The organism is Escherichia sp. TC-EC600-tetX4 (assembly GCF_019356055.1).
Taxonomy (GTDB): domain Bacteria; phylum Pseudomonadota; class Gammaproteobacteria; order Enterobacterales; family Enterobacteriaceae.
The window spans coordinates 4,160,253-4,178,580 of sequence record NZ_CP079924.1 but is presented as its reverse complement, the minus strand read 5'-3'; the positions used below and the strand labels follow the sequence as shown (position 1 = coordinate 4,178,580).

The window sequence follows — 18,328 nt, the reverse complement described above, 5'->3', positions numbered from 1 at the left end:
GCGTCTCAAATAGATTAGAAAAATGCCAGCCAGAACAGCATGGCGTAGAGAGCAAAAAGGGCGGTATAAATAATTCCGACAAATGCCAGATTGATATTTGCCCGCTGAATAACTCGCCTCGTGATGAGCGTCAAAATAAGGCTGGCAATGGCGCAGAAAAACCAGCTGGGATAATAAGCGCCGATCACCGGGATTGCCGGAGATAATGAGCATCCCGAAACCATGAAGACGGGAATTATCCAGGCTGTTTTTTTGAGTTGCATCGCCATGCGAGAGAGAACTGTTGGCATATTAAATACATCCTGTCTGCTGCGAACAATATCTGTAGTGAATATCAATATCCATTGAAGGCGTCAGTATGGCTATTTTCTTGATGAATAAAAATAGCTTTATTCAGCCACCGCATTCATAACTTATATATTTTATTTATTAATTGGCTGTATATATTTTTAAAATAAATACTTTTGGGGGCTTCAGCGCCCCCAAAAGCGAGTGACATTAATTTGGGGTTACGATATTCACCCACAAATCGAAATTATCCAGACAGGCGATAATTTCTTCCAGTTTCGCGCCATTGCCAATAATTTTGGCTTTCTTCGCTTTTACCAGATCCGCCATTTTGGCTTGTCCGGTCAGCACGGCGTGCAGATCTTCACGGCTGATGTAGAAAGAGGCGTCGGCTTGCGGTTGCAGCGTTTTCCGGTAGTTAAGCACGCTATCGTTCAGCGTCAGGTTGAGGTTATCGCCGTTGCTCATATTGAAGTTCAGGCTGATATTTTTACCCGCAGCTTTCGCGCTATCGAGGCGAACGGCCATAAAGTCGAACAGCATTTCGACCGACATCCCGCGAATGGTGTCCGGGGAACCGGTGGTGCCGTGGCTGAACTTATGCACCCCTTCGCGCAGCTCTTTCGCGCCGGTCAGGTAGAAACCGCGCCATGTGGCGGACTCGGCCTGATAGCCCAGCTGTTCAAAGTTATTCGCTTGCAGATTCTTCGCGACCTGGTCACCCGGGTTGGCGGCAATCACCTGTTTCAGCAGTTCTGCCGACCAGCGGTAATCACCTTGCTTGTTCGCTTCTTGCGCCAGGTTGATGACACGGGCAGAACCGCCCAGCGCCTGCACGTAACGTTTACCCATCTCCACCTGACCATACGGATGCAGGTTAGCCGGGTTACCGTCGTAATAGCCAAGATAGAAGTTATACACCGCGCGGGCGTTGTGGCTGACAGAACCGTAATAGCCGCGGCTGGCCCAGTTATTGGCAAGTGCAGGCGGCAGCTTAATCATGTCGCCGATTTCATTCATGGTGTAGCCCTGGTTCGCCAGGTGCAGGGTCTGGTCGTGAATGTACTTGATGGTATCGCGGTATTTACCAATATAATCATTGATATGCTTATTGCCCCAGACCGGCCAGGTGTGCGGCATAAACAGCACTTCCGCGTCGTTACCCCACATATCCAGCGTTTCGTTCAGATACTCGGTCCACTTGCTGGTGTCGCGGGTTTTCGCGCCGCGCAGAGTGTAGAAGTTGTGCAGGGTATGCGTGGCGTTCTCGGCGGTACACAGGGCTTTCAGGGCCGGAATATAGAAGTGCATTTCGGCTGGCGCTTCGCTACCTGGGGTCATCAGGAAGTCAAACTCCAGGCCGTCGATAATCATCTTCTCGCCAGTTCTGACGATAGTTTTCGTCGGTGCAATAATGCTCGGGTCGCCCGTTGCCAGCGTCACGCCAAGGCCATTACCCACATTGCCTTGCGCGTTGTGCGGCAGTAACAGACCGTAAGAGTAGAGCGCACGGCGGCTCATGATGTTACCCGCCAGCACGTTTTCGCTGATGGCTTCGTCCATAAAGCCTGCAGGGGCAATCACCTGAACTTTGCCGGATTTAACATCGGCTTCAGAGATAATGCCTTTCACGTCACCATAGTGGTCGGTGTGGCTGTGAGTGTAGATAACGGCAACAATCGGTTTTTGCGGACGATGCTGGAAGTAAAGGTCAAGTGCGGCTTTTGCGGCAGGCGGCGTCACCAGCGGGTCGATAACAATAATGCCTTTCTCGCCCTCAACGAACGTAATGTTAGAGATATCCTGGCCGCGCACCTGATACATTTTATCGGTGACTTTGAACAGGCCAGAAATACCGTTGATTTGCGACTGACGCCACAGGCTGGGGTTTACGGTTTCCGGCGCTGCGGCATTAATATCAAATTTGTAATCGTCCGCGCGGTAGTAAACTTTACCGTTCGCATCACGCAGAATACCTTCATCCAGCAGCGGGGCGATAAATCCACGCTGGGCATCGTCAAAATCCTGACGATCGCTAAACGGTAATGATTTGGCGTAATTCTGATTAACCTGTTGGGTATATTGAGTGGCGGCTTTCGCTTCCTCTTTCGCGTTAGCGGTATTTACCATCATGCCGCTGGCGGCAGTTAACGCAATAACAATCCTGCTCAAACGGAATAACCGAGAGTTATTCATATAAATCTCCATTTATCATTTATGTCGTAAATATGTAATCCATGCAAAATACGTCATTTAAAGCTGGCGTTATCATAATTGGGAAATTGCGACTTTAATAAGTGGAAGTGTGAGCGGAACGCGCCATTTTATTAGGCATTTGTGCTGAAGAGGGAAAATTACAGTAAAACTATCATTGCAGAAAATAATATGAGTCGTTTTATGTGTTTATTATATATATTGTACCTGTCGTTGGCACAGCGGGACATTGCGCTACTGTGCCAACGTTTTACTCATGGGGCTTTAGCACAGAACTGTGGCAAAAAACGTTGATGCGCCAATATTGCTGCACCCTGAGCGCCATTAAAGTCAGAAGATGAGGCAGCAATAAAGCGCACGACCTGATGCGGCAGTGGACGGCGCAGGTACTTTTGGGTCATGGCAACGAGAGTCTCGCGTGGGAAGGCGGGCATATCCATCACGCCACCGCCCAGGATCACCGCATCGGGATCGAACAGATTAATGCTGGTGGCAATGGCCCGTGCCGCGTTTTCAAGCAGACTCTGGACGAAAGAGGCGTTTTCCGCATGGACGAAAAGATCGCGCAATGGGTAATTTCGGGGCTGTTGTTCGTACCAGCGTCTTAGCGCCATTCCAGAGCAATTGGTTTCCAGGCACCCAGGATTGCCACACGCGCAGTGTTGGGTCATATCTCCCAGGGGGATATGACCCAGTTCGCCTGCCACACCGTGTGCACCCGTCCACGGCGCACCGTTCATCCACACTGCGAACCCCATCCCCGTACCGAGATAGGCCGCCAGAACCAGTTGTTGCGTAAGGCGGTTTTCTACTACGTCCCAGGAGAGTTGCAGGTTAACGTCGCGGGAAAACTCAACCGGACAATTCAGCGTATTTTCGAGCTTATCGGCGAGATCATATAAATCCGCCGCTGTTAACGGCAGGTTAGGCGTAGAAATAATGGTGCGTTTATCTTTACTGACCAGCGCCGGAAATCCCATCACCAGACCATGACAGCGAGCGTTAAAGCGCCTGAGTTGCTCGTCAATCATTTCGCCGATACCCGACACCAGGCCGGGAGCAATGACTTCTGCGGTCCGCTTTTTTTCGCAGTGTAGCGTTTCACCTTCTGCTGTCCGCAGACAAAAGCGGATATGCGTTGCCCCCATATCCACGCCCGCTACGACGTTATGCTGTTTTTGCATGAGGCTGTACCTCGCTTTTTGCAGCCAGAATCTGCGCGGTCATAATTCTCCATGCTTCGTCGATATTTTCCGCATGATTAAACAGGCCGGAAGTGCCGACGATAAAGACATCCGCCCCTGCCGCCATCAGTTTTTCGTAAGTTGCCTGGTTGCAGGAACCGTCCACCTCAATTTCGTACTCCAGACCTTCTCGTTCACGCCATGCCTTCAGTTCGGCAAGTTTATCCAGCATTTCAGGAATGAACGGTTGTCCGGCAAAGCCGGGATCGACAGTCATGACCGTAATTTTATCGGCCTTATGGATATAGTATTTCATGGCCTCAACTGGCGTCTCCGGGTTAAGGATCAGCCCCACTTTCATGTCATGACGGCGGATTTCATCAATCAGGCGGAACGCCTGGCCGTTGATGGTTTCCGGATGCAGAGTGATGAAATCTGCTCCCGCACGCGCCAGTTGAGCAATGTAATCCTGCGGCCGCGTCACCATCAGATGACAGTCGAGCGGTTTAGTTGCCAGTTTTTTAACCTGACTTACGAAGAACGGTGAGAGTGTCAGATTGGGGACAAAGTGACCGTCCATGATATCGATGTGGAAGTAATCGGCATGGCTGTCGATAAATTCGATCTGTTCTTTAAATTTCAGCAGATCCATACACATTAACGAGGGGGAGATTTTCATGTTCAATTCCTTACTTACTGATAAGACGGTCAAGGGCGACAGCCGCGATAATTAATCCGCCCATCACCACCAGTTGGTAATAGGTTTGTACCTGCAAAATATTCAGACCGTTGTTGATGGTGCCGATGATCAACCCGCCAATCACCACAGAGAAAATGCGCCCCTTGCCGCCGAAGAAACTGGTGCCGCCAATGATGGCGCTGGCAATGGCATAGGTTTCAAAACCCATACCGGCAAGCGGTTCTGCGGCACCGAGTCGTGCAGTTGAGACGACGCCTGCCAGACCTGCACAAACACCGGAGATGATAAACACCACCAGGATGTGGAATTTCACGTCAATCCCGGAATAGAACGCCGAATTTTTGTTGCCGCCCAGTGCGTAGATGTTGCGCCCGAGCCGCATACGCGTTGTCAGAAACCAAAGGATGAGCGCGACAATTAGTGAGAAGATAACGGGGACAGGTATCCCAATTACGCTGGCGGCAAAGAAGTTCACGAAGTCAAATGAGAAGCCGTATACCGAGTTGGCATCGGAGATCACCAGCGTGATCCCACGGAAAATCGCGTTGGTGCCAAGGGTGATGATGAACGGGTGTAGCCCCGTCCAGTTGACCAGGCAGCCGTTGATCGCCCCCAGTGCGCCGCCAACCAGTACACCGCCAATCATCGCTGCGAGAAACGGGTCAACACCTGCCAACATCAGTTTGGCGGTCACCATACCGGAAAGCGCCAGAATCGCGCCAACCGAGAGGTCGATACCAGCGACCAGGATAGCGAAAAACTCGCCCATGCCGATCAATACCGTCACGGAGCTTTGAACAAAAATCTGGGTAATATTATTGGTGGTCAGAAAATATTCTGGTGACAGCGAACCAAAGATGGCGACGATGATCGCCAGGATAAAAAAGGTGCCGTATTTATCCCAGAACAGCGCAAAGTTGAACGGTTTCTTCTCGCTCGCTTCGCTTTTTACTCTTGTGGTAAAGCCCATGCCATAATCTCCTCTTCGCTCATGTCATCGCGATTCGTCAGGATTTGCGTCAGTCGTCCTTCGCAGAACACGGCGATGCGGTCGCAGACGGTGATAATTTCAGGTAGTTCAGATGACACCATCAGGATGACTTTTCCGTCGTCCGCCAGTTGGCGCATCACTTTGTAAATTTCGGCTTTCGCGCCAACGTCGATGCCGCGGGTAGGTTCATCGAAAATAATCACTTCCGGGCAACAGCACAGCCATTTGGAGATCAGGACTTTCTGCTGATTTCCCCCGGAGAGTTCGGTGATATTCTGGTTTACCGAATGACATTTCAGCGCCAGCAGTTCGCGTTGATTTTCAGCGGTACGTTGCTCGTCAACTTCATGAAACAAGCCCATCGCGCCTTTATAGCCGCCGTCTTTCAGACTGCGGCTGATCGCCATGTTCTGAGCGATGGAAAAGTTGGGGAAAAAACCGTTATCCCGGCGGCTTTCAGTGATGTAAGCCATCCCTTTTTTCACGGCATCCAGGGGTGAACGTGGAGAGATATCTTTGCCATTAAGACGGATTTCTCCGCCAGCGCGTTTATCCACGCCAAACAGACAATTCATCAGTTCAGTACGTCCGGAACCGACCAGTCCGGCAAAGCCTAATATTTCTCCCCGGCAGACGCTAAATGAGATATCCCGGACCTTTTTTCTGTCACGACTGGTGACGTTCCGCACCTCAAAAACCGTTTCGTGCGCAAGGTTGCTGACATTCTCCTTCATCGCGTTAAAACGGTTTTGCAGTTCGCGGCCTACCATCAGACGGACGATATCGTCATTTGACACATCGCTTACTATGCCGCTGCAAACGCTGCTGCCGTCTTTCATCACCGTATAGCGGTCGCAAATACGGCGAATTTCCGCCAACTTATGCGAGATATAGACGATGGCCGTACCCTCTTTACGCAACTGATTCATGATCAGAAACAGATAGTCCACCTCTTTATTGGTGAGTGAGGAGGTGGGTTCATCCATGATGATGACTTTGGCATCGAGCATCAGCGTTTTGGCAATTTCTAGCATCTGCTTGTGGCTGATAGATAAATTCGCCACTTTCTCATCTAGATCAACTTTCAAGCCCACGCGTAATAACATCATGGCGGCGCGGACACGCATTTCTCGCCAGTCGATAATATTGACGCCACAGATTTTTTTCGTCAGATGACGACCAATATATAAATTTTCCAGTACGGTTAATTCATCAATAACGCTGAGTTCCTGATAAATAATCCCGATACCGAGTTGTGCCGCTAATTTATGATCCAGCTTGTTATAGCTAATGTTATTAATGGTAATGGTGCCTTTGGTCGGCTCATGTATTCCGGATAAAACTTTCATTAGCGTGGATTTACCCGCGCCATTTTCTCCTAGTAATGCATGTATTTCACCAGGATAAACCGTTAAATTAACCGACTTTAATGCGTGAACCGGACCAAAGGACTTGCCGATCCCCGCCATCGATATATATGGCGTGGCCATAAATAACCTCTCTGCACGAAATATCGTATTATTGCCTGATGGCTACATTTATCAGGTCTACGTTCAGGTTATTTTGTTGGCCGGATAAGACACTTCATTAGCATCATCATCCGGCATCATTCAGTTTTATTGAGTGACCAGGATTGAATCGACCAGTTTAAATTCCGGTGCTTTATCCAGCGGGATAACCTTGCCGGATTTCTCAGCGTCAACCATCAGCTTCAGACCCGTTGCGCCGATATCCGCCGGGTTCTGGGCAACCGTCGCGGTCATTTGTCCGGCTTCCACCATTTTGCGGGCTTCCGGAATGCCATCTGTACCGACGACCAGCACTTTTCCCGTTTTTCCGGCGTTTGCGACTGCCTGAGCAACACCCATTGCCATCGTGTCATTCGCGCAATAGATCGCTTTAATATTCGGATTACGTTGCAACACGTTAGTGGCGACATCCAGTGCTTTAATGCGGTCCCAGTCGGCAGGCTGGCTGGCGACAAGCTTGATCTGGCTTGCTTTTTTGAAGGCTTCGGTGGCACCATTACGACGCGCTTCACCGGAGGCGTTACCGGCTTTACCCTCAATGATTGCGACTTCACCACCTTCAGCGCCCAATTTGTCAATAATGAACGACGCGCCTTTCGCCCCGACAGCAACGTTATCGGTGGTGACAAAAGCTTCCACATTGCCGCCAGCTTTTTTCAGATTATCCATGTCGATTTTTTCATCGAGATTAACCAGATAAATGCCTTTTTTCCATGCGCGGGCGACAGGCATGACCAGATTCACTGAGGATAATGGAGCGAAGGCGATACCTTTGTAATTTTTATTACTGAGATCTTCAAATAACTGCAATTGAGATTGAAAATCGCCTTCTGAAGGAGAGGCAAAAATATCAACGCTGACGCCCAGTGTTTTTGCTTCATCTTCAATGCCTTTTTTCATATCTACCCAAAATGGGTTGGAGAGGGTTTTCAATACGACAGCATATTCGGCGGCAGCAAAAGCGCTGGTTGACAACATTAAGCCCACGAGTGTGCCGCTGAAATATTTCAGATATTTATTCATAATAATGTTCTCACGGTAAGGGGACAGGTAACTCCGCGATGGCGGAATTACCTTTTTCTTATTTCAGCGCGCCTGGTGAGAAGAAATCAACAATTGCGCCGGTTTTTTGCATATTAATATTAGCTTGTTCAATGTTGAGCTGGGCGACAGAGACAAAAAAAGCGTCCAGCAAAGTTAGTTGTAATATTCTTGCCGAGGCATTACGACCTAATAACGGCGTTTCCGGGGCTGGTGAGCAAATAATATAATCGGCCAGTTTCGCTATCGGTGAATGGTAGCTATGGGTTATACAAATAATCTTTGCCCCGTTCTTTTTTGCCAGTTCTACGGCCGCTTTTACATCACTGGTTCGCCCGGAATGGGTCACTACCAGCACAACATCTCCTTCCTGTAACAACGAAGCGGACATCATCATGATGTGAGCATCAGGATAGGCCTGACAGCGTACGCCAATGCGCAAGAACTTGTGCTGTACATCAGCACAGATAGCATTTGATCCTCCGGCACCGTACAAATCCCGCTGTCTGGCCTGATAGAAAAAGCGGGCGGCACGGTGGATCTCATCAACGTTGACGATCGACTGACCTTCCATAATGGTGCGTAAAGTGATGTTAAATACCTTATTCACCACATCCTGCGGCGCTTCATCAAAAGCCAACTCGGAAGGCAATACCTGTTCTGACTGAGAAAAATAATCTTCCAGCGCACTGCGTAAGTTACGAAAGCCGCTAAACCCCAGCAGCTTTGATACCTTAACTATCATCGCTTCAGATACCGCCAGAGCTTCTGCGACATCTTTAATTGCGGGTGCACAACTCAGGTTACCGGGTTTGAGTAACCACTCCACGATGCGGCTTTCATTTTCTGTCATTCCTTCCTGCTTCATTCGCAGGTAAGGCGCTAACCCTATACCGTTCGGAAGCGCTGAATCAAACTCTGACTGGCTCATCACGTTCTCTTGTCCTTGAATTGAAGACGCCACTATATCACCACAGCAAGAACAGAAAAGATGCTGGCGACTTCACAAAAAAATAAAATTTATAAAGTTTATTTTATTGTGAACAATGGCGAGTGGCTTAAAATTTTATTTCATTTAATTAGTTTAAAAACATGATGTTATTTGTTTTTCTGGTTTTTTAGATGATAGATGTTGCTGGATGGTGAGTGTCTTTAACGCTATTGCGCTGTCAGATGTAACTCTGTAAAACAGATCAGGAAGGCGTAATTCATCGATTTTGGGTGTTTTTAATTCATTAACATCACAAATGTTTTTTGATTGTGAAGTTTTGCACGGACGGGGAAGATGAATGAAAAAGATTGCATTTGGCTGTGATCATGTCGGTTTCATTTTAAAACATGAAATAGTGGCACATTTAGTTGAGCGTGGCGTTGAAGTGATTGATAAAGGAACCTGGTCGTCAGAGCGTACTGATTATCCACATTACGCCAGTCAAGTCGCACTGGCTGTTGCTGGCGGAGAGGTTGATGGCGGGATTTTGATTTGTGGTACTGGCGTCGGTATTTCGATAGCGGCGAACAAGTTTGCCGGAATTCGCGCGGTCGTCTGTAGCGAACCTTATTCCGCGCAACTTTCGCGGCAGCATAACGACACCAACGTGCTGGCTTTTGGTTCACGAGTGGTTGGCCTCGAACTGGCAAAAATGATTGTGGATGCGTGGCTGGGCGCACAGTACGAAGGCGGTCGTCATCAACAACGCGTGGAGGCGATTACGGCAATAGAGCAGCGGAGAAATTGAGATTCATCCACTACTTGCATGGATGAGTAATGATTAATGTGGATAGAGTTTCTTTTTGAGGTTGGCTAATGAAACGCTTTCCGCTATTTCTTTTATTCACCCTGCTCACGCTGTCCACCGTTCCGGCCCAGGCCGATATTATCGACGACACCATTGGCAATATTCAGCAGGCGATTAATGACGCTTATAACCCTGACCGTGGGCGAGACTATGAAGATTCGCGCGACGACGGCTGGCAGCGTGAAGTGAGCGACGATCGGCGCAGACAATATGACGACCGCCGCCGCCAGTTTGAAGATCGCCGCAGGCAGCTGGACGATCGCCAGCGCCAGCTTGATCAGGAGCGTCGGCAACTGGAGGATGAAGAGCGGAGAATGGAAGATGAGTATGGGCGATGAGGTTGGGTATGGAGCAGGCATCGCCCCTCACCCCAATGGGGAGAGGGAGAAAACGAGCGCAATATTCAATATCGAGCACAATCGGTCCCCTCGCCCCTCTGGGGAGAGGGTTAGGGTGAGGGGGCCAGCGCGCACATTCCCTCTCATCACGCCACCCCAATCTCCATCCCATCAAACCCCACCTCAAACCCTGACGGTAGTGCGTTTTCCATCAGCCACGCATCAAACTGGTGGCTGATATGGGTCAGAATCACCCGTGGCGAGCGGATAACCTGATTCAGCGCAAGCACGGTATTTAAATCACAGTGATTACGCGGTGCATCCGCGCGCGGCGGGTGACTGCAATCCATCACCATTACCTGCGGCTGATTATTGCGTAAAAATTTCAGCGTTTTTTCCGGCAAGCCTGCGGTGTCAGACAGCCACGCCACCCGGCTGTGTGCCGTTTCCAGCAGATAACCGAAGGTCAGTTTTGAGTGGTTGAGCGGCAGGGGCGTGACCTGTAACCCCTGCAAATCAAACACCACAAACGGTTCCACCGTGTGGCTGAAATCAAGCAGGCCCGGATGTTTAAACAGATCGTCGCAGCCCTGTTCATCCGGCGGGCCGTAAACCGGGATCGGATCGCCAACGCCCCAGCGCAGCGGAAACAGCCCCTGGACGTGATCCATATGATAATGCGTCAGCAAAAACTGCTGGAACGATCCGGGCGACCAGCGATCGGCGAGATCGTGCAGCCCGGCGTCGATCAGGGTGATTGCGTCGTTAAACTTCACTACGCCGCTGCACGGTTGGCGGCGATACTGCGGCGAGCGCCGCGCTCTGGCGCAGGCCGCACACTCGCAGCCCCATGCCGGAACGCCCTGTGCGCCGCCGGTGCCGGTGAGCGTGAGGGTCAGGCTCATGTTACAGCGCCTTGGTGAAGCGGAAGTGGCTCTGCTCGTAGCCTTCGCGCAGATAGAAACGGTGCGCGTCGTGGCGCTTCACGTTGGTCGAAAGTTCGGTCATTTCGGCCCCGGCCTGGCGGGCTTCTTCTTCTGCCCACGCCAGTAACTTACTGCCGACGTTCAGACCGCGCGCCTGCGGCATTACCACCAACTCCTGAATTTCGCCGATCCAGTTGACATGATGCAGATGAAACTGCAAATGCAGGCCGATCATGCCGACAACTTCGCCATCAAGCAGCGCCAGATGGTAGCGCATGTTTGGGTCGCGCAGATTGGCGTTAAAACCCACGCGAAACGCGTGGTGGTCAAACTCCGCCTGTTTTAGCTCACAAATCAGCGCGTAAACCGCGTCGGTGTCGTACTGCGTGGCCGGGCGAAGCTCACAAGCAGGCATGGTGTTTCTCCTTCTGATGGATCAGCGTCAGCAGCGTGTCGACCGACTGGCGCAGGCTGCCGTCATTGTTGAGCGTATGGCAATCCTGTGGAGTATAGCGGGCGGCGCGCGCCAGGCGGGCGTTAATTTCACTGGCGTTTTCACGGCCACGGTTTTCCAGGCGCTGGCGGAGGATCTCCGGCGAAACCTGTAAACAGACGGGCAGCAGCGCCGATTGATAGCGCGCCCGCGCCTGCGGCAGATGGGCGCGTGAGCCGTTGACCAGCACGTCGAATCCGGCGTGCAGCCAGAGATCAATCTCGACGCCGACGCCATAATACAGACCGTTAGCGTGCCAGCTTAAGGCCAACAGATTTTGCCCCGCGCGGGTAAAAAACTCCTGCTCGCTCAGGGCGATATGGTTTTCACTTCCGGCGCTGGCATCGCGCGTGATGTAGCGATGCGCCACCAGTAACTGAGTTTGTTCCCGCAGGCGGAGTTCCGCCAGCAGGCTGTCTTTCCCGGAGCCGGACGGCCCCATTAACCAAATCAGTTTTCCCATCATCAGAACACCCTTTTACCCTGACGCCAGACGTGGTCGATATGAATATGATTGTCCTTGCGATGCGCCAGCACCAGGTCGGCGCGTTTGCCCTCGCCAATCACCCCGCGATCCTGGAGATTAAGCGCCTGCGCTGGATTTTTAGTCACCAGCTTCACCGCCTGCGGCAGCGTAAAGCGGTTGCTCTGGTCATCGGCGACGCGAAATGCCGCATCGAGCAGGCTGGCGGGGTAGTAGTCGGAAGAGAGGATATCCAGCAGGCCAAGCTGCGCCAGTTCACTGGCCGCCACGTTGCCGGAGTGCGAGCCGCCGCGCACAATATTCGGCGCGCCCATCAGCACGTTCATGCCATGCTTGCGCGAGGCTTCCGCCGCTTCGAACGTGGTGGGAAATTCGGCGATCACGCTGCCAAGCTGGTGAGATTCAGCAACGTGGGCGTGGGTGGCGTCATCGTGGCTGGCAAGCGCAATTTTTCGCGCGCGGCACAGGGCGGCGATGGATTCGCGATTCGGCTGCGACCAGCGTGCGGCGAGCGCCAGTTGCTCTTCTTCGTACTGCTGCATCTGCGCATCAGTGAGGGAGTATTTGCCCTGATAATATTCGCGATACTTCTCGCGGTTGGCGAACTGGCGCTGGCCCGGCGAGTGGTCCATCAGCGACACCAGCGTCACCGGCTCGCGCTGCACCAGTTTTTCAAACAGCGGCAGCGTGGTGTGATGCGGCAGTTCGCAGCGCAGATGCAGACGGTGCTCGGCGCGGTTGACGCCGCGTTTCTGCGTCTCTTCGATGGCGTTGATCATCTTCTCCAGATTCTCCAGCCGATCGCCGCCGTCGCGCACGTCGCCAATTGCCACGGCATCCAGTACGGTGGTGATGCCGCTCGCCACCATCAGCGCGTCGTGGCTGCTCATCGCCGAGTGGGCAGGCCAGTCAACTTTCGGGCGCGGGGTGAAGAATTTATCCAGATTATCGGTATGCAGCTCAATCAGCCCCGGCAGCAGCCAGCCGCCTTCGCCGTCCATCGCCTCCGGCAGGCGGCTCTGGCTTTCGGCAAAGGCGCGGATTTCGCCGTTCTGCACCTCCAGCGAACCGCTTACCACCTCGTTTTCCAGCACCAGCTTAACGTTATTGATAATCATGAAGAGGCTCCCATTGGGTGCAGGCGGTCGGCGACGTCATTACGTACAGCTTCGTCATGGAAGATGCCTACGATGGCTGCGCCACGGGTTTTGGCTTCGCGAATCAGTTCCACCACCGCGGCGCTGTTTTTGGCGTCCAGCGAGGCGGTAGGTTCGTCAAGCAGCAGAATGGGGTAGTCGACGATAAAGCCGCGGGCGATGTTGACGCGCTGCTGTTCGCCACCGGAAAATGTCGATGGTGCCAGGTGCCACAGGCGTTCCGGCACGTTCAGGCGGGTGAGAAGACGCGCGGCTTTAGCGGCGCAGGCTTCACGCGGAACGCCGGTATCGAGCAGCGGCTGCATCACCACTTCCAGTGCTGAGATACGCGGGATGACGCGCAGAAACTGGCTCACCCAGCCGACGGTGGTTTTGCGGATTTCCACCACTTTGCGCGCTGGCGCGGTGACCAGGTCTACCCACTCGTCACCGTGTTTGATCTGGATTTGACCTTCGTCGGGCAGATAGTTGGCGTACAGCGAGCGTAGCAGAGTTGATTTGCCGCTGCCGGAATGGCCGTGGAGCACCACGCATTCGCCCGCGTTGACGGTGAGCGAGGCGCGATTGAGGACGGGCAGGCGCACGCCGTTTTGCTGGTGCAGGATGAAGGTTTTACTGACGTTTTGTACGTTAATCATTTTTCGCCTCGTGGTTCGGGTGTCGGATGCGACGCTGACGCGTCTTATCCGACCTACGGGGAGCGCATTTGTAGGCCGGATAAGGCGTTTACGCCGCATCCGGCACCGGCTCAATTCTGCAAAACCGATGACACCAGCAGCTGTGTATACGGATGATGCGGGTCGTCGAGCACGCGGTCGGTTAACCCACTCTCCACCACTTGCCCCTGCTTCATCACCAGCAAACGGTCCGCCAGCAGGCGGGCGACGCCTAAATCATGGGTGACAATCACCACCGCGAGGTTCAGCTCCACCACCAGGCCGCGCAGCAGGTCGAGCAAGCGGGCCTGCACCGACACATCCAGCCCGCCGGTCGGTTCATCCATAAACACCAGCTTCGGATGCGTCACCAGGTTGCGGGCAATCTGCAAACGCTGCTGCATACCGCCGGAAAAGGTGGTCGGCAGGTCGTCGATCCGGTTGGCGGGAATCTCCACCTCTTCCAGCCACTTCTGCGCGGTGGCACGAATATCGCCGTAATGACGTGCCCCGGTCGCCATCAGCCGCTCGCCGATATTGCCGCCTGCCGACACCTGGCGGCGCAGGCCGTCGAGTGGATGCTGATGCACCACGCCCCATTCGGTACGCAGCAGGCGACGGCGGTCGGCCTCGCTCATTGCATACAGCGAACGGTTCTCGTAGTGAATTTCCCCCTGCTGCGGCGTCAGGCGCGCGGAGATCGACTTCAGCAGCGTGGTCTTCCCGGAGCCGGATTCCCCGACAATGCCCAGCACTTCCCCCGGCCATAAATCAAAAGAGACATCGCTAAAGCCTTTGCCCGGCGCGTAAAGGTGGGTCAGGTTATTGACCGAAAGTAACGGTTGATTCATTGGTTTTTTGCCTCGCTCTGTTGGCGGCAATAATCGGTATCGGAGCAGACAAACATGCGGTTTCCGGCGTCATCCAGCACCACTTCATCAAGATAGCTGTGGGTCGATCCGCAGATGGCGCATGGCTCATCCCACTGCTGAACGGTGAACGGGTGATCGTCGAAATCGAGACTTTCCACGCGGGTAAACGGCGGCACCGCATAGATGCGCTTCTCGCGCCCCGCGCCGAACAGTTGCAGGGCGGGCATCATGTCCATTTTTGGGTTATCGAATTTCGGGATCGGCGACGGGTCCATCACGTAGCGCCCATTTACCTTCACCGGATAGGCGTAGGTGGTGGCGATATGACCGAAGCGGGCGATATCTTCATACAGTTTCACCTGCATCACGCCGTACTCTTCCAGCGCGTGCATGGTGCGGGTTTCCGTTTCGCGCGGCTCGATAAAGCGCAGCGGCTCGGGGATTGGCACCTGGAAGATAATTATCTGATCTTCGGTCAGCGGCGTTTCGGGGATGCGGTGACGCGTCTGGATAACCGTCGCATCGTCCGTACGTTCCGTGGTGTTTACCCCGGTCACGCGCTTGAAGAAGTTGCGAATCGACACGGCGTTGGTGGTGTCATCCGCGCCCTGGTCAATCACCTTCAGCACGTCGCTTTCGCCAATCACGCTGGCGGTAAGCTGAATGCCGCCGGTTCCCCAGCCGTACGGCATCGGCATCTCGCGCCCGCCAAACGGCACCTGATAACCGGGGATCGCCACCGCTTTTAAGATGGCGCGGCGGATCATGCGTTTGGTCTGCTCGTCGAGGTAGGCAAAGTTGTAGCCGCTCAGATTAGCCATGGTTCTGCTCCTGTTGCAGACGTTTGAGTAGCTCCAGTTCGGCCTGGAAATCGACGTAGTGGGGGAGTTTGAGGTGTGAGACAAAGCCTGCGGCTTCGACGTTGTCGGCATGTGCCAGCACGAACTCTTCATCCTGCGCCGGGCCTGTCGCGTGCTCGCCGTACTCCGGGGCTTGCAGAGCGCGGTCGACCAGCGCCATCGCCATCGCTTTGCGCTCGCTCATGCCGAACACCAGCCCGTAGCCGCGCGTGAAGTGCGGCGGCTCACCCGGCGGGTCGATAAAACCGTTAACCATTTCACACTCAGTCATCAGCAGTTCGCCGACGTTCACCGCAAATCCCAGCTCTTCCGGCACAATCGACACGTCGATATAGCCGCTGCGGATCTCGCCTGCGAACGGATGATTGCGCCCGTAACCGCGTTGGGTGGAGTAGGCCAGCGCCAGCAAATAGCCTTCGTCGCCGCGCATCAACTGCTGCAAACGGGAGGAGCGTGAGCAGGGGTAAACCGGCGGCGTGCGGGTGATGTCATCCGGCTGTGCGCCGCTATCCTCTTCAAACTTCGCCAGCCCCTGACGCGCCAGCAGGCTGAAAACGTGCGGCGACGGCTGCTGTTCGCTGTCGGCGGTGGTCAGCGTCGGCGCTTCGCCGTTTGCCAGCAGGGTAAAATCGAGCAGGCGATGGGTGTAGTCGTAGGTTGGGCCAAGCAGCTGGCCGCCGGGAATGTCTTTATAAACGACGGAGATACGGCGTTCGAGACGCATCCCGGTGGTGTCGAGCGGCTCGCTTACCGCCAGCTTCGCCAACGTGATGCGGTAGGCGCGCAGCAGGAAAATCGCTTCAACGTTATCGCCGCTGGCCTGTTTCAGCGCCAGCGCCGCCAGTTCGCGGTCGGCAATGCCGCCTTCGGTCATCACGCGATCTACCGCGAGGTTAAACTGCTGTTCAATCTGGGCGACGCTCAGTTCGGGCAAATCGGTATCGCCTCGGCGTCGGCTCTCTTGCAGGGCGTGGGCGGCGTCGATCGCCTTCTCGCCCCCTTTCACGGCAACGTACATCAGCACACCTCCACATGAGTGGTTCGCGGAATAGCCAGCAGGCGCTCGCCACAGGTCAGGATCAGGTCGATGCCGAGCGGGAACGGATGCGGGCGCTCGGTGAGTTCGTGCAGAATGCACTCCGGCAGCTGCGGAGCGATCATTCGTTCTTCGGCAATACCCGCACCAGTAAGGCGCAACATGCGTCCGCCGCTCAGGCTGGCGACCTGTAAAATCAGCGTCGCACCCGCTTCCGGCGCAACGGCGGTGCCGGTGGAAAGGGCGTTGAGCTGTTCGCTGGAAATCGCCTCATCCGTCACCGCGAAGGTCGCCTGTTCCGGCTGGCTGACCAGCGGCGCGTTGGTATGAAAACGCAGGCTCTGGTTGACGATATCGTTATTTAATGGGGTAGAAAGCCACACCGGCGTGTCGTTATCGGCCAGCGTCAGCAGCACGCTGGTGGTGGCGATATTCAGCGGTTGCCAGCCGCGTTTGAGCTGATGCAGGGCGACAATCACGCCCGGCTCGCTCATGGCCTTTAACAGGCGACGAAAACTGTGCTGGGCATCCTGCACGGGAAGCATAAAAGCGGTTTCCAGGGTCATGCGTTGTCTCCGCGAACCATCGTAAAGAAGTCGACCCGGCTGGCGTTCACTTCGGCCTGGCGTGCGGCAATGCGTGCCATACGGTCAGCGTCCAGCGGGGCAATAAGGGTTTCTGATAAGTTTTGAAAGTGGCGAGATTGCTGCATCAGCGCGTCAATCAGCGCGCAGCGTTCGGCGTGCTGTTTATCACGCCCCTGCACCCAGCTGTAGCCGAGCGTGCCGTCAGTCAGGCGCACGGCGACGCGGGTCAGCGTGGCGTCGCCGGCAAAAAAACGTTCGCCGGTGCCGCCCATCCGCGCCTGAATCTGTACCAGGCCAGTTTCAGCGGCGCGGATCACCTCATAGTCGGCGGTGACGTTTAGCGCGTTCAGGCGTGCTGCCAGTTCAGCCGGTTGGCTGTGCGCCAGCACGGACATCCAGTGCTGGCGGGTCGCGGTATCTGCGTGCATTCAGTGCTCCATAGTGAATTCAATCATGTCGGCGCGCGTCAGGCTGACGGAGTACTCCGCCGGGCTGCTTTCACCGTCACGGTGGTTAAGGGTGCGCACGCACAGCAGCGGCGACATATTCGGGATTTCAAGACGCTGGCACTCTTTGGCCTGGGCGCGGCGGGCGCTGATCCGCGTCTGGCTGCGGCGCAGCGCAATTCCGGTTTGCTCGCGCAGAAAATCGTGCAGCGAGCCGCTGTCGAAGCGTTGCAGCGTCGGCCAGAGGGTGAGGTCCGCGAAGTAGTGGTCGATTAAACAGAGCGCGACGCCGTTGACACGACGCAGGGTGCGCAGGTGGATGACGTTCTCCCCCTCGGTAATCCCCAGTGCGTCAGCGACGTGGCCGGACGCGGGGCGCAATACCGAAAGCAGTTTTTCGCTGGTGGGATGGCTGCCCTGATCCAGCAGATTCTGGCTAAAACGCGCCTGGGCGTTGAGCGGGTAATCGAACGGGCGCATCAGCACCAGCACGCCGACGCCCTGACGGCGCTGTACCCAGCCTTTTTCCACCAGTTGGTCGATGGCGCGGCGCAGGGTGTGGCGATTCACCTCAAAGCGCGCTGCCAGTTGCTGCTCGGCGGGAAGATAGTCGCCGCAGCGGTAGTGTTGACGAAGCTCCTGCTCAAGTTTTGCGGCTATCTCTTGATAGCGTGTTGGGTAGCTGGTCGGATGTGTAGACAAGTGCATAGATATCAATGCCTCGCTT

The 18,328-nt window shown here is 54.4% G+C and carries 21 protein-coding genes; 2 read left to right on the top strand and 19 right to left on the bottom strand.

Translation table 11 applies throughout. The features are described 5' to 3' along the window. Positions 1-14: 14 nt before the first annotated feature. The 8 genes from KXD89_RS20345 to alsR all read right to left on the bottom strand — a co-directional run bounded on the left by KXD89_RS20345 (position 15) and on the right by alsR (position 8,878). Positions 15-290 (bottom strand): YtcA family lipoprotein, encoded by a 276-nt coding sequence (locus KXD89_RS20345; protein WP_001295389.1) that lies wholly within the window; start codon positions 288-290, stop codon positions 15-17. A 208-nt stretch (positions 291-498) separates the two neighbouring features. Further along, positions 499-2,484 carry an alkyl sulfatase YjcS gene (gene yjcS / locus KXD89_RS20340; RefSeq protein ID WP_001698769.1) on the bottom strand — a complete coding sequence of 662 codons (1,986 nt, stop codon included), beginning with the start codon at positions 2,482-2,484 and terminating at the stop codon, positions 499-501. Between the two features lie 272 nt (positions 2,485-2,756). Next, positions 2,757-3,686, bottom strand: coding sequence for an allose kinase (alsK, locus tag KXD89_RS20335; RefSeq protein WP_001698770.1), 930 nt, complete (start codon positions 3,684-3,686; stop codon positions 2,757-2,759). Continuing rightward, entirely contained in the window at positions 3,670-4,365 is a 696-nt protein-coding gene (alsE, locus tag KXD89_RS20330) for a D-allulose-6-phosphate 3-epimerase (protein ID WP_001311314.1), read from the bottom strand. The genes alsK and alsE overlap by 17 nt, the downstream gene beginning before the upstream one ends. Before the next feature lie 10 nt (positions 4,366-4,375). Next, the gene (gene alsC / locus KXD89_RS20325) at positions 4,376-5,356 is read right to left on the bottom strand and encodes a D-allose ABC transporter permease (protein ID WP_000507106.1); all 981 of its coding nucleotides are present in this window, start codon (positions 5,354-5,356) and stop codon (positions 4,376-4,378) included. After that, on the bottom strand, positions 5,335-6,867 hold the full coding sequence (gene alsA, locus KXD89_RS20320) for a D-allose ABC transporter ATP-binding protein AlsA (RefSeq protein ID WP_000235257.1): 1,533 nt from the start codon (positions 6,865-6,867) through the stop codon (positions 5,335-5,337). Before alsA ends, alsC begins: the two co-directional genes overlap by 22 nt. Before the next feature lie 126 nt (positions 6,868-6,993). Then, positions 6,994-7,929 (bottom strand): D-allose transporter substrate-binding protein, encoded by a 936-nt coding sequence (alsB, locus tag KXD89_RS20315; RefSeq protein ID WP_001046187.1) that lies wholly within the window; start codon positions 7,927-7,929, stop codon positions 6,994-6,996. 58 nt (positions 7,930-7,987) lie between these two features. Beyond that, a complete protein-coding gene (gene alsR, locus KXD89_RS20310) occupies positions 7,988-8,878 on the bottom strand; it encodes a D-allose utilization transcriptional regulator AlsR (protein ID WP_000083216.1) in 891 nt (296 codons plus the stop codon). Positions 8,879-9,236: 358 nt separating this feature from the next. Between alsR and rpiB the strand changes: the two genes are divergently transcribed. Together rpiB and yjdP are read left to right on the top strand one after the other, a co-directional pair. Continuing rightward, positions 9,237-9,686, top strand: coding sequence for a bifunctional allose-6-phosphate isomerase/ribose-5-phosphate isomerase RpiB (rpiB, locus tag KXD89_RS20305; protein WP_000716794.1), 450 nt, complete (start codon positions 9,237-9,239; stop codon positions 9,684-9,686). Between the two features lie 68 nt (positions 9,687-9,754). Next, positions 9,755-10,084, top strand: coding sequence for a DDRRRQL repeat protein YjdP (gene yjdP, locus KXD89_RS20300; RefSeq protein WP_000819746.1), 330 nt, complete (start codon positions 9,755-9,757; stop codon positions 10,082-10,084). A gap of 146 nt (positions 10,085-10,230) precedes the next feature. Here yjdP and phnP read toward each other — a convergent pair whose 3' ends face one another. The 11 genes from phnP to phnF all read right to left on the bottom strand — a co-directional run bounded on the left by phnP (position 10,231) and on the right by phnF (position 18,309). Further along, positions 10,231-10,989, bottom strand: a complete 759-nt coding sequence (gene phnP, locus KXD89_RS20295) for a phosphonate metabolism protein PhnP (RefSeq protein ID WP_000059908.1) — start codon at positions 10,987-10,989, stop codon at positions 10,231-10,233. A gap of 1 nt (position 10,990) precedes the next feature. Beyond that, positions 10,991-11,425, bottom strand: a complete 435-nt coding sequence (gene phnO, locus KXD89_RS20290) for an aminoalkylphosphonate N-acetyltransferase (RefSeq protein WP_001110490.1) — start codon at positions 11,423-11,425, stop codon at positions 10,991-10,993. Next, a complete protein-coding gene (gene phnN, locus KXD89_RS20285; protein WP_000971886.1) occupies positions 11,412-11,969 on the bottom strand; it encodes a ribose 1,5-bisphosphokinase in 558 nt (185 codons plus the stop codon). Before phnN ends, phnO begins: the two co-directional genes overlap by 14 nt. Continuing rightward, a complete protein-coding gene (phnM, locus tag KXD89_RS20280; RefSeq protein ID WP_000586325.1) occupies positions 11,969-13,105 on the bottom strand; it encodes an alpha-D-ribose 1-methylphosphonate 5-triphosphate diphosphatase in 1,137 nt (378 codons plus the stop codon). Before phnM ends, phnN begins: the two co-directional genes overlap by 1 nt. Beyond that, on the bottom strand, positions 13,102-13,782 hold the full coding sequence (gene phnL, locus KXD89_RS20275) for a phosphonate C-P lyase system protein PhnL (protein ID WP_000611405.1): 681 nt from the start codon (positions 13,780-13,782) through the stop codon (positions 13,102-13,104). The genes phnM and phnL overlap by 4 nt, the downstream gene beginning before the upstream one ends. A 110-nt stretch (positions 13,783-13,892) precedes the next feature. Next, a complete protein-coding gene (gene phnK, locus KXD89_RS20270) occupies positions 13,893-14,651 on the bottom strand; it encodes a phosphonate C-P lyase system protein PhnK (protein ID WP_001075514.1) in 759 nt (252 codons plus the stop codon). Then, positions 14,648-15,493, bottom strand: a complete 846-nt coding sequence (gene phnJ / locus KXD89_RS20265; RefSeq protein ID WP_000002303.1) for an alpha-D-ribose 1-methylphosphonate 5-phosphate C-P-lyase PhnJ — start codon at positions 15,491-15,493, stop codon at positions 14,648-14,650. Before phnJ ends, phnK begins: the two co-directional genes overlap by 4 nt. Then, complete coding sequence (phnI, locus tag KXD89_RS20260; RefSeq protein WP_001698773.1) at positions 15,486-16,550, bottom strand: alpha-D-ribose 1-methylphosphonate 5-triphosphate synthase subunit PhnI; 1,065 nt, start codon at positions 16,548-16,550, stop codon at positions 15,486-15,488. The genes phnJ and phnI overlap by 8 nt, the downstream gene beginning before the upstream one ends. Continuing rightward, positions 16,550-17,134, bottom strand: a complete 585-nt coding sequence (gene phnH / locus KXD89_RS20255) for a phosphonate C-P lyase system protein PhnH (RefSeq protein ID WP_000171628.1) — start codon at positions 17,132-17,134, stop codon at positions 16,550-16,552. The genes phnI and phnH overlap by 1 nt, the downstream gene beginning before the upstream one ends. Then, entirely contained in the window at positions 17,131-17,583 is a 453-nt protein-coding gene (phnG, locus tag KXD89_RS20250; protein ID WP_001698775.1) for a phosphonate C-P lyase system protein PhnG, read from the bottom strand. Before phnG ends, phnH begins: the two co-directional genes overlap by 4 nt. After that, on the bottom strand, positions 17,584-18,309 hold the full coding sequence (gene phnF / locus KXD89_RS20245) for a phosphonate metabolism transcriptional regulator PhnF (RefSeq protein WP_001295387.1): 726 nt from the start codon (positions 18,307-18,309) through the stop codon (positions 17,584-17,586). Positions 18,310-18,328 lie beyond the last annotated feature (19 nt).